Origin of the sequence: Cupriavidus sp. D384 (assembly GCF_001652915.1) — a bacterium.
Lineage (GTDB): Bacteria > Pseudomonadota > Gammaproteobacteria > Burkholderiales > Burkholderiaceae > Cupriavidus.
This window is the reverse complement of the sequence record NZ_BBQI01000031.1, coordinates 1-11,668: the sequence shown is the minus strand read 5'-3', so window position 1 is coordinate 11,668 and position 11,668 is coordinate 1. Positions and strand designations below refer to the sequence as shown.

Genomic DNA, 11,668 nt, shown 5'->3' with positions numbered 1-11,668 from the left:
GGCGTCAAAGGTGGCCTCCAGCAGGTCCCAAGCGGGCCTCCGGCCGCGCCTCACTCGGTACCGACCTCTGTCGTCAGCCAGCCCGGCCGGACCGCATATCTACCCTGGGACGAGCTATAACAACCAGAAGGCAAACAGTCCTCGCGCATACCCAGTGGGTCACCGGCGGCATATCTTGACCACTGAAATCGGCGGTCGCCCGCCTTCAGGCCAACTGGGCTCCCCCAGTCTAGCCACGCCCTCCTCTCCCACCCCTGGTCCCGCTCGAGATTTGTGACGCGAGGTCAATCCTCTGCACCGATTAGGGTAAACCCCTTTTGCATATAGTAGGTAGGCTACCTAATATGTACTCACAATTTCCCATCGGAGACATATTCATGACCGCCCCCCAAACCCCCACGCAGTCGACTGGCTGCCCGTTTCACGCGGCCTCACCTGCGCAGTCCACGTGTCCGATGCACGCTGGCGGGGACAGCGGCATCCCCGACTTTCCGCCCGAACGGGTCGATCCTTTGTCGCCGCCGCCGGTGTACTTCCAGATGCAGCAAGGAAGCGGCTTGGGGCAAGCTAGGCTCTGGGACGGAAAGATCGCCTGGCTGATTACGCGCTATGACGACGTCCGCTCGGTCCTGTCTGACCCTCGCTTTAGTTCTGACATTACGAATCCCGGCTATCCCACTGTCAGTGCTGCAATGAAAGTTGCCCGGGGTAGTAACCGGACCTTCATCACCATGGATGCACCCAAGCATGCAGAGCATCGGCGCATGCTGACAGGTGAATTCTCGATCCGCAAAATCGAGGCCCTTCGCCCGCGGATTCAGGCGATCGTAGACAAGCTGCTGGACGACTTCGCAACAAAGCCTCAACCCTCCGACCTGGTTAGCGCCTTTACGTTGGCTACGCCGGCATTGGCGATCTCAGAGTTGCTTGGCGTTCCGTACGAAGACCATGACTTCTTTCAGGAACTGGCGATGGTCCTGACGTCGAGTAGTGCGACGCTTGAGGAGGCCATCGCCGCAAATCATGAGTTGTGCGAGGTGTACCTGAAGGGCCTGGTGGCGAAGAGATCGGAGAACCCCGGGGAAGATATCCTCAGCCGCCTCATCGTCAATCACGTACGAAAGGGCGATATCACCGAAACGGACGTTGTTTCCCTTGCAAGGCTCTTGCTGATTGCCGGCCACGAGACCACGGCGAATACGACCGCAATGGGAGTGCTTTTCCTCCTGCAACGACCGGATATCTGGAATGAGCTTCGACAAGACACAAGCCTCGTTCCAAATGCGGTGGAAGAAATTCTGCGCTATCTGGATGTCACACATTCAGGAAAGCGTCGTGTCGCGACCGAGGACATTGTCGTGAACGGACAAATGATCCAGGCGGGCGACCCCGTTGTAGTGCTGAGTGTCTCGGCCAATCGCGACAGCTCGAAATTTGAAGATCCGAATGTGTTCGACCTTCGCCGAGATTCAAGGACGCAGGTCTCGTTCGGATACGGCCCGCATCAGTGCATCGGTCAACCCCTCGCACGGCTCGAAATGCAGATCATGTTCACCGCCTTGCTGGAGCGGTTTCCGAACCTCGAGCTTGCTGTTCCCGTGGAAAGCCTTGAGTTCAAGGGCGATTCACTCATGTATGGCGTCAAGGAACTCCCTGTTCGCTGGTAATCCCGACTTAAATGAGAAGCATCATGAAAATCACAATCTACCCCGAAAAGTGCTGCGGTTCTGGTCAATGTGTCGTCAACGCGCCGGATCTGTTCGACCAAAAGGACAATGGCATCGTCATTCTCTTGAACGCAGAGCCGTCGGCTGACCAATTCGAATCAGCACGCCTGGCGGCTGGCATCTGCCCAGCGCTCGCCATCGAGATTCACGAGGATCAGTGATGAACTCCCCCGAGCACATCGTCGTTGTCGGCGCCTCGGCCGCCGGCATCACGGCAGCACGAGCGCTGCGCGCACAGGGCTGGGGAGGGCGGCTCACGCTGATTGGAAAGGAAGGCGGCATGCCCTATGACCGCCCTCCTCTTTCAAAGCGGCTGATGGCAGGAGAATGTCCGGTAGAGGCGCTCAACCTTGTGTCCGAAGACGGCATGAAGGCGCTGAACCTGCACTACCTGGACGGGACATCGGCCACCGGCCTCGATACGGACGCCAGTTCACTGCAACTCAGCAACGGCTCCACACTTCAATATGATCGCTTGCTGATCGCCACGGGCGCGGACGCTCGAGTGATTCCCAACCTCAGCCAGGCGGCGAACTGCTACAGCCTGCGCAACTTAAACGACGCGCTGGCGATTCGGGAACATCTGACTGCCGGAAAGCGGGCACTAGTAGTCGGCGCGGGCTTCATCGGCACAGAGTTAGCGGCGATTGCAAAGACCAGCGGCTGTGAGGTGACCGTCATCGACAAGTCGAAAGTTCCTCTCGGGGCGCGAGTCGGGGATATCGTTGGGAAGCGGATCGAAAAACTCCATGAAGCCAACGGCGTGGTTTTCCACAACGACTGCGAACTCAGGGAGGTGAAATGGCGTGACCGCACCATTACCGAAGTCCGCTTGGACACTGGGGTTGTGATTGCTTGCGACGTAATTGTTGTGGCTATCGGCGCAGTTCCCAGCGTGCAGTGGTGCAGCGGATTAAACATCCGCAGCGGCGTAGTCTGCAATGAATACTGTGAAGCAGCCCCGAACGTATATGCCGCCGGCGATGCTGCAGAGTGGTTTCACAAAGGCTACGGCGAGCACATGCGTATTGAACACCGGACGAATGCAAGCGAACAGGCGATGGCCGCGGCAAAGAACATGCTCGGCTCTCGCGTTGAATACGCTCCGCTGCCGTTCTTCTGGTCGGATCAGTACCAGGTCCAAATCCACAGCTACGGACGCATCGGCCCTCAATACACCGTTGAAGTTGTCGAAGGGGATCAACTGAAAGACGACTCCTGCATCTTTCGCTACTACCAGGGAGACGTTTTGATGGGCGTTCTTAGTTGGAACGCCAGTAGAAAAGCGCGTGAGCACATCAAGCTGTTGAAGGAGGAGTGGACGAAGAGCCACGCTCCAGCTGCGGTAGCAGGTTAAGGCTGTATTTCATAATAAAAGAGGAGACAACATGACAAAACCCGCTTCGGCTATCCGCAGAGCAGTCCTACTCTGCTCCCTGGCCCTGCCCTCCATCCTGTACGCCCAGCAATCTGGCCCGTTGCCGGTCCGGCTCTTTGTTGGCTACGGACCGGGCGGTGGCACCGACGTAGTTGCACGCGCAGTTGGCGAAGAGCTGGCAAAAATCTGGAATCGGCCCGTAATCGTCGAAAATCGGCCAGGCGCAAACGGGGCGATCGCCAGCAAGGCTGTCGCGCGAGCTGAACCGGACGGTTCGATCCTTCTGGTCATGCCCCCGTCCACGTTGATCATCGACGCAAACTTGCGCCCCACTGTTGCTGTCGATCCCACCAAGGAACTCACCCTTGTGAGCGGGCTAGCCGCAACCCCACTCGTTGTGGTGACCCCGGCTTCCGCGCCATACAACAACCTCGCTGACCTCATTAAGGCAGCTCGTGCGGCCAACGGGAAGTTCACGTACGGATGGGCCAACTTGGGCATGCGTGTCGGTATGGAGGAGTTCGCGCAAAAGACCGGGGTAAAGATGACCCCAGTCGGCTACAAGAGTGCTGGGCAAAGTGTCCCCGCTATCGTTTCAGGCGAGATCGATATGCTCATGATCGATATGGCACCGATCGCGCAACTCGTTAAGGCTGGAAAAGTGAAGGCCTTTGCCGTGTCGACGCCAGAACGCTCGCCTATGCTGCCAAACGTCCCTACATTCAAGGAAGCGGGGATTGACGTCCAGCTTACGGGAACCATCGCCCTGTATGCGCCTGCCAAGATGCCCCAGAACGCAATCAAAAAAATGCAGAGCGATGTCGCTACGATTTTGAAGAACGGCGAGCTTCGCACGCGGATGCAAGGCACTGGAATGGAAGTCATTACGCAGTCCCCGGAGGATTTCGAGGGCTACCTTAAGCAGCGCAAGAAGAGCATTGATGCAGTAATTAAGGTCGGTGATTTTAAGCTCGAATAGATCGACCTCCGTCACAAGCACAGAATTTCGTAGCTAACCTCTTAGTCATTGGAGTACACGCTGTGTATCCAGAATTATCCCTTTACATCAATGGCGAATTTCTCGGCATTGAAGGCCGGCGACACCAGGACGTAGTCAATCCTGCGACGGAGGAGGTCGTTGGGCGACTGCCGCTCGCCACCCGCGAGGACCTCGACACCGCCGTCGAGGCGGCTCATCGAGCTTTCCTGACGTGGCGCGACTCATCGCCTTTGGAACGCAGTGCAATCTTGCGTAAAGTTGCGGAGCTCGCCCGTCAAAGGGCGCCGGAAATCGGCCGCAACATGACCATTGACCAGGGGAAGCCTCTGCACGAAGCCGTGGGCGAAGTAACGGTTTGTGCAGAGCATGCGGACTGGCATGCAGAAGAGGCTCGGCGGATCTACGGCCGCGTGATCCCCAGCCGCAACCCTAACGTCCGCCAGCTCGTGCTACGTCAGCCGGTCGGAGTCTGCGCAGCCTTCACCCCTTGGAATTTTCCCTTCAATCAGGCGATCCGGAAAATCTCTGCCGCGCTTGGCGCAGGCTGTACGATCATTCTGAAGGGACCAGAAGAGACACCGAGTGCCGTGCTGGCGATCGCTCAACTGTTCCATGATGCGGGCCTTCCTCCTGGTTGCTTAAACATTGTATTTGGCGTCCCGGCGGAGGTGTCAGCACACCTCATTGCATCTCCGCTGGTCCAGAAGATCTCCTTTACGGGGTCCACTGCTGTTGGCAAACAACTAGCAGCTCTAGCAGGATCCCATATGAAGCGAATCACTATGGAGCTTGGTGGTCACTCCCCTGCAATCGTCTTCGACGATGCGGATGTCCATACCGCCGCCGAGATGCTTGCAAACTACAAGCTGCGAAACGCTGGTCAGGTATGCGTCTCGCCCTCCCGCTTCTTCGTCCAGCGCGGGGCTTACGATAGGTTCCTCAGGCGTTTTACGGACGTCATTGGCGCAGTGCGGGTCGGCAACGGTATAGACAGCTCGACACAGATGGGACCGCTCGCAAACCAACGCCGTGTTGCTGCAATGGAAGGGTTGATTGCCGACTCCAAAGCGCGCGGCGGAAAGGTTGTCGTGGGAGGGACCAGGTGCAGCGACACAGGACATTTCTTCGCGCCCAGCGTCGTTATAGACATTTCAGACGACTCCATGCTCATGACTTGCGAGCCATTCGGCCCTGTCGCCCCGGTTGTAGCGTTCGACGATCTGGATGAGGTGCTGGCACGGGCGAACAAACTGACTTACGGCCTGTCGTCTTACGTGTTTACCGAGTCAGCGAAGACAGCGCATGCTGTCTCTACCCGCCTTGAGGCCGGCATGGTCAACATCAACCACTTTGGAAGCGCTCTCGCCGAAACACCGTTTGGAGGCATTAAAGATAGCGGTATCGGGAGTGAGGGTGGGACCGAGACGTTCGACGGCTATCTCGTCACGAAATTTGTAACTCAAGTGTAGATCGGGGGCCGCAAAGGGCGATACGTCGCCCTTTCCCCCGAAGCTACGTTCCCAGTCAGGTTTTGGCGCCTAAGTGAGTGTTAGGCGCCTTTTTTATTAGCGTATAGGTCGCGGCAGTGCGCCCCATATTGGGCGATGCGGTTGCTCTCGGCGACTCTGACAACTCCCTGCATGGCTCCGCAGTTGCAGCGCAAGCGCGGCCGGCTAGCGATAAGCCTTCTCGAATCGTGTCGTCTTCCAGGAAGATTTCGTTGGTATTACTCGTGGTCCAGCCACGGTTCTCTTTTGAACATCTTATCGATGATGGGGAACATCGCGATCACCGTCTGCAACTCCTCGGGCGTCAATCCCTCCATGCGCTTGCCCAGTGCCGCCGTCCGCTGTGCGGCCAATTTGCCGGCCACAGCCCGGCCTTCATCAGTAATCTGAATCATGTTGTTGTACGAGCCGACGGGTGCGGAGCGCGCGATTAACTCGGCGTCGACCATCCGCCCGACAATCTGCGTCATCGTAGGCAATCTGACGCCTTCATTCCTGGCCAGATCGCTAACTCGCATCGGCCCTCTTACGAGCAATGCACTAAGAACAGCGCTCTGCGCGGGGGGCACGTGCGCCGCTCTCATTTCCCGCCGCAGCGCTACAACGATCCGCATCAAGCGGGGTCTAAGTTCGTCCGCAAGCATTTCAACCGTAGGTTCTGTCATGTCTACAAAAAGGGGGCAATCACTGAGCAGATGATATAACGATTCAGTGAAGAATGATCGCGCGAAGTACCTGGAGGCACCGAGTCGATATGGTCCGACTGGTGAGGGTAGCGACCACGCAGACAGCGGCGGCGCGTGAAGGGGTTCTGTGCCTGTGGCCGGGTAGCAACTCAAGGCCGGGCCTTGTCGCGTTCGTTCGCGATGGCCGGAGCACCAATCTTGATGGAGAGGGATGACGAGACGAGGCGCTGGCTGGCGCTCTCGTCTCAAGGCGTCGACGCTTGATCCGCCGACGCGCGGAGCTTGCTAACTCAGCTTGACCAGGTCCTTCTTGTACGTCTTCGCCTTGTTAATGTAGTCGTCAGCGTTCTTCTCGATCGCAGCTTTGACTTCCTCCGTTAGTTCACGTACCTGCTTTGCAGGTGTGCCCATGACCAAGCCTCCTGCCGGGAAGTTCTTGCGCTCGCCGATCAAGGATCCGGCCCCCACGAGGCATTGTTGTCCGAGTTCGGATCCATTCAGGATCACAGCCTGAATGCCGACCAGACTACGTGCTCCGACCTTGCAACCGTGAAGCATCGCCTGGTGTCCAATGGAGACCATCTCGCCTACCTCGACGGGAAAGCCAGGATCGGTGTGCAACACAGCCCCCTCCTGGACGTTCACGCCTCGCCTAATCGTGATCTTTTCATTGTCGCCGCGGATCACAGCGCCGGGCCAGATGGACACGTCTTCGGCGATTTCCACGTCGCCGATGATTACCGCATGCTCGGATACATACGAGCTCGGATGAATTGTCGGTTCTTTCTCTCCAATTCGATAGATCGCCACAAAATGCTCCTCTTATCTTGATGTGACTAACTTTTCGCCGACCGCGTTACTTGCAGGAGGCGAAACACTACTGCATGGGCCGCTCTCGCAGCCCGTGCCGACTTCGACGCCGTTTCTTGCCCTGCCGCTAGATAAATACTTGTTCCTCTGGTTGGACTGCCGGCTCGATTGCATCATCCAGTACCTCGATCCAGTGCTTTACTGGCGTGGGCGTTCCACTTTGCAAATGCTGGATGCAACCGATGTTCGCGGACACGATGCAGTCAGGTTGCTTCTCGCTCAGATGCTCGATCTTGCGGTCTCTGAGCTGGAGTGAAATTTCGGGCTGCAGAACGGAGTAGGTGCCGGCTGAGCCGCAACAAAGGTGACTCTCCACGCTGGCACGATGAACGGAAAAGCCCAACTGTCCCAGATGCTCCTCCACCACTCCCCGCAGCTTCTGGCCGTGTTGCAGCGTGCACGGCGGATGGAACGCCAAGGCCGGCTTGTCGCACGCTTTGACTTTGCCGCGCAGTCTTGGCAGAAGTTCAGGAAGCAATTCGCTCAGGTCGCGGGTCAACTCGCTAACCCGAGCTGCCTTCTCGGCGTACTCCGCGTCATGCTTTAGCAAGTCGGCGTAGTCCTTCACGGTCGCGCCGCAGCCGGACGCGTTCATGACAATTGCCTCGACTTCACCGCTGGAAATCGCCGGCCACCAGGCGTCGATGTTTCTGCGCATATCATCGAGGCCGCCCTTGTGATCTCCGGTGTGCAGCCGGATCGCGCCACAGCAACCGGCTCGAGGAACACTTACAACCTGAAAGTCGGCTGCATCGAGTACCCGCGCGGTCGCAGAATTGATGTTCGGCATCATCGCCGGCTGCACACAACCTTCGAGCATGAGCACTTTCCTGGCGTGGCGGCGCGTTGGGCGCTGACCCGCAGGTCTGCTCGGCGTAAGCTTGTTGGCGAGCTTGGAAGGAAGTAGCGGCCGAACCATTCGGCCAATCTTCATGGCCGGCAAGAACAATGGCGAAGTTAGCCCCTCACGCAGCAGCCAACGCACCGCGCGGTCTTTTGGCGGACGAGGAATTCGCTCATCGACTAGCTTCCGCCCAATGTGAACTAGCTTGCCGTACTCGACACCGCTGGGACAGGTGCTTTCACAGTTCCGGCACGTCAAGCAGCGGTCTAGATTCTGTTGGGTGCTTGCTGTGACCTCTTCCCCCTCAAGCAACTGCTTCATCAAGTAGATGCGTCCCCGGGGTCCGTTACGTTCATCGCCCAGAAGCAGGTAAGTCGGACACGTTGCCGTACAAAAGCCGCAATGCACGCACTTGCGCAGAATCTCTTCGGCCTCCGCCCCTTCTGGAGTGTTGGCAAACTCATGACTTAGTTTTGTCTGCATATGGAGCCCCTTACAGGCCGGGGTAGAGTCGACCAACATTGAAGATGCCATCGGGATCAAACGCTTGCTTGAGATTGCGATGAATCTCGAAGAGCGCATCGCTCGGTGGCGTGAACACGCCGCTCCTATGATGCGGATCCCTGAACAGCGTGGCGTGACCACCAAGCGATGACGCCATTTCCCGAACGTCCTCGATGGGATCGTCGGTGTATAGCCATCTCAATGCACCACCCCATTCAATAAGCTGATTCGCGGCCAAGAAGGGTTGGGAGACTGCCGGAACGGAAACACGCCAGAGAGGCGCGTCGCTCTGTGAAAAGAAGTCGTGGCGGTGGTCGCGGACGGCATCCCACCAGGACAACGCTTCGTCTGGTTCCAGCTCAGTCCCGCCCAAACGCTTTCTGGCTTCCGTGACAGCAGAGGCTGCACCACTCAGTCGGAGGAACAGCTTTCCGTCGTGCCAGGCACTCGCATTGACTGGCAATGCTTGCCGAGTCAGCCCGTTTAAGAGAGACAACGCCCCTGCTTCGTCGCGTTCAATGAACAGGGTGATCCTCGATGAATGAATGGGCAGAACCTTCAGCGAGACCTCACAGATAACACCGAGTGTTCCCATTGAGCCCGCCAGGAGACGCGAAACGTCATAACCGGCAACGTTCTTCATCACTTGCCCGCCGAATGTCAGAAGCTCGCCTTTGCCGTTAATCATGGTCGCGCCGAGAACGAAGTCCCGAATGGACCCTACCCCGACGCGTGCTGGCCCGCTCAGACCTGCCGCGACCGCTCCTCCGACAGTACTTCCTTTAGCAAAGCGTGGCGGCTCAAAGGCAAGGTACTGATTGTGCTCGGCCAGCACGGCCTCAAGTTCTTCTAGCGGTGTGCCTGCACGAGCGGTGACAACCAGCTCAGACGGTTCATAGCTGCAAATTCCGCTGAGGCGCCGGACATCACACGGTTCACCCGACGGCTCTTCACCGTAGAAGCATTTCGTACCGCCGCCAACGATGTTGAGAGAGGTCTTCGTTTTTCTTGCATGCAGGACTGTCTCAATCAGATGAGACACTTCCGTGGGGATCGTCGTCATTCTAGAACCTCGGGATTTCTGGATGCGGCAGCATCCCACGCCGAACAGTCATGCGACCATATTCGGCACATCGATGCAGCGTCGGAATTACCTTCCCAGGATTCAAGAGCGATTGCGGATCGAATGCACGTTTCAGCGCAAACATTTGTTCTCGCTCTGCGCCTGAGAACTGAACGCACATTGAGTTCAGCTTCTCCACGCCCACACCGTGCTCTCCGGTCACCGTCCCGCCAAGCGTGACGCTTGTTTCCAGAATCTCAGCGCCGAATTGCTCCGCCTGGTGCAGTTCTTCGGGATTGTTGGCGTCGAAAAGGATCAGCGGATGTAGATTCCCGTCGCCGGCGTGGAACACGTTCACGCAGCGAAGCCCATAGCGCACCTCCATCTCGCTGATTGCTCGAAGGATCGCAGCGAGACTCTTGCGAGGAATCGTGGAATCCATGCACAGGTAATCCGGGCTCATGCGCCCCGTCGCGGGAAATGCATTCTTTCGCCCGCTCCAGAAACGAAGACGCTGCGCCTCGTCCTGACTTGCTTCAAGACGAGTGGCCCCGCTGGCGGTGAGGACGGCATTCATCTTCACAATCTCGTCCTCGACCTCCAACGCCGTCCCATCACTCTCGCACAATAGGATTGCGGCCGCGTCCAGGTCATAGCCAGCATGCACGAAGTCCTCTACGGCGGCGGTCATCGGCTTGTCCATCAGTTCCAGGCCGGCTGGGATGATGCCGGCCGCGATGACGTTGGCTACGGCGTCACCAGCGGCTTCGACGGTGTCGAAGCTTGCAACGATGCATCGCGCAAGTTCTGGCTTAGGAATTAACTTGACGGTGACTTCCAATGTCACTGCGAGCATCCCTTCACTGCCTACAACGACGCCGAGCAAATCGAGCCCAGGGACATCAAGGGCTTCCGATCCAAACTCTATCGCCTCGCCCTGAATGGTGTATCCCCGTACTTTCATTACGTTCTGCAACGTGAGTCCGTACTTGAGGCAATGGACGCCTCCGGAATTCTCGGCCACGTTTCCACCGATCGTGCAGGCAATCTGGCTGGACGGATCGGGGGCGTAGTACAGCCCATACGTAGCGGCTGCCTCACTGATTGCGGCGTTGCGTACACCGCATTGGACCACTGCGGTACAACTCACAGGATCTACCCTGACGATCCGGTTAAAACGAGCGAGCGAAAGGAGCACGCCCATCTCATGTGGGAGCGCACCGCCTGACAATCCCGTGCCTGCGCCCCGAGCCACGACGGGCGCACCGAGCGTCTTGCACGTTCGCAGAATGGCAACAACCTGCTCTTCTGTTTCGGGAAGCACCACGACGAGCGGCTGCGCCCGATAGGCCGTAAGGCCATCGCATTCAAATGGCTGGGTGTCCTCGCGCTGCGACAGGATAAGGTCCCTAGGCAGCACGCCTTCTAGCGCGGAAACCACTTCCGCACGCCGGGCTTCCCTCCGCTCAGCGTCAGTAGGATGTGCCAACCAGCCGTCACGCGTCGCATTCATGACTTTGCCCTCCTGGTGCGATGAAGCTGCGTCGTGCTGTGCCGGTCTATTGGATAATCAGTGCGGAGCGACGGCGCGACCGTAGCGAGCCGGCGAACCGCGCAATCAGCCTGGACGGATGCTGCAGCTCCAAGGCGGAGCGTTGCTTCCGGGCGCTGAGGCTCAAACGTTGAGCGATGAATGCGATGCATTGTGTGGGGAGGTTCTAATACACTTCTGTCAAAGGCGTCGACGAGACGCCATGACTTGACTGTAGACAATCACGCGATATAGCAGGTTGAGAGTTATTTGCGGTTGAGTTGCAGAAAACTTGATTGCCGTGTTTGGGCCGCTCAACTTAGCGAGTCGGTGAGCCACTCCATAAAGGCGGCGCACTCCCATCTCTCCAGGGCCCCAGGTTCCCAGCATAAGTAGTGCGCCATCGGTGAAGGCACGGATCGATCCGATATGCGGATGAGTCGCCCCCCCTCTAGCCATGACTGCGCCATACGGGTCCTCACTAGTGCCACGCCGAACCCGCACGCGGCTGCGTCATAGAGAAGCCCTAGATCGTTGAATTGAGCGCCCACATGCGG

Annotated in this window: 11 protein-coding genes; 5 read left to right on the top strand and 6 right to left on the bottom strand. The window is 58.0% G+C overall.

The window, feature by feature from the left end; translation table 11 throughout:
* The first annotated feature begins 377 nt into the window (after positions 1-377).
* The 5 genes from A9J21_RS11505 (at position 378) to A9J21_RS11485 (ending at position 5,574) form a co-directional block, all read left to right on the top strand.
* Complete coding sequence (locus tag A9J21_RS11505; RefSeq protein WP_196765234.1) at positions 378-1,667, top strand: cytochrome P450; 1,290 nt, start codon at positions 378-380, stop codon at positions 1,665-1,667.
* Between the two features lie 23 nt (positions 1,668-1,690).
* Complete coding sequence (locus tag A9J21_RS11500) at positions 1,691-1,888, top strand: ferredoxin (RefSeq protein ID WP_043355325.1); 198 nt, start codon at positions 1,691-1,693, stop codon at positions 1,886-1,888.
* Entirely contained in the window at positions 1,888-3,084 is a 1,197-nt protein-coding gene (locus A9J21_RS11495) for an NAD(P)/FAD-dependent oxidoreductase (RefSeq protein ID WP_062794398.1), read from the top strand. The genes A9J21_RS11500 and A9J21_RS11495 overlap by 1 nt, the downstream gene beginning before the upstream one ends.
* 31 nt (positions 3,085-3,115) lie before the next feature.
* Entirely contained in the window at positions 3,116-4,084 is a 969-nt protein-coding gene (locus tag A9J21_RS11490) for a tripartite tricarboxylate transporter substrate binding protein (protein ID WP_043355327.1), read from the top strand.
* 62 nt (positions 4,085-4,146) lie between these two features.
* Positions 4,147-5,574, top strand: a complete 1,428-nt coding sequence (locus tag A9J21_RS11485; protein ID WP_062794397.1) for an NAD-dependent succinate-semialdehyde dehydrogenase — start codon at positions 4,147-4,149, stop codon at positions 5,572-5,574.
* A 257-nt stretch (positions 5,575-5,831) separates the two neighbouring features.
* Here A9J21_RS11485 and A9J21_RS32290 read toward each other — a convergent pair whose 3' ends face one another.
* The 6 genes from A9J21_RS32290 to A9J21_RS11455 all read right to left on the bottom strand — a co-directional run.
* Positions 5,832-6,197 carry a MarR family transcriptional regulator gene (locus A9J21_RS32290; protein ID WP_224040759.1) on the bottom strand — a complete coding sequence of 122 codons (366 nt, stop codon included), beginning with the start codon at positions 6,195-6,197 and terminating at the stop codon, positions 5,832-5,834.
* 387 nt (positions 6,198-6,584) lie between these two features.
* On the bottom strand, positions 6,585-7,109 hold the full coding sequence (locus A9J21_RS11475) for a gamma carbonic anhydrase family protein (protein WP_043355330.1): 525 nt from the start codon (positions 7,107-7,109) through the stop codon (positions 6,585-6,587).
* Between the two features lie 127 nt (positions 7,110-7,236).
* Positions 7,237-8,496: a glycolate oxidase subunit GlcF gene (gene glcF, locus A9J21_RS11470; protein WP_043358198.1), complete on the bottom strand. Its 1,260-nt coding sequence runs from the start codon at positions 8,494-8,496 to the stop codon at positions 7,237-7,239.
* Positions 8,497-8,506: 10 nt separating this feature from the next.
* Positions 8,507-9,580 (bottom strand): glycolate oxidase subunit GlcE, encoded by a 1,074-nt coding sequence (gene glcE / locus A9J21_RS11465; protein WP_062794395.1) that lies wholly within the window; start codon positions 9,578-9,580, stop codon positions 8,507-8,509.
* Between the two features lies 1 nt (position 9,581).
* Entirely contained in the window at positions 9,582-11,093 is a 1,512-nt protein-coding gene (locus tag A9J21_RS11460; protein WP_043355338.1) for an FAD-linked oxidase C-terminal domain-containing protein, read from the bottom strand.
* 332 nt (positions 11,094-11,425) lie between these two features.
* Positions 11,426-11,668: LysR substrate-binding domain-containing protein (locus A9J21_RS11455; RefSeq protein WP_231906887.1), on the bottom strand; the 243-nt coding region annotated here is incomplete at its 5' end.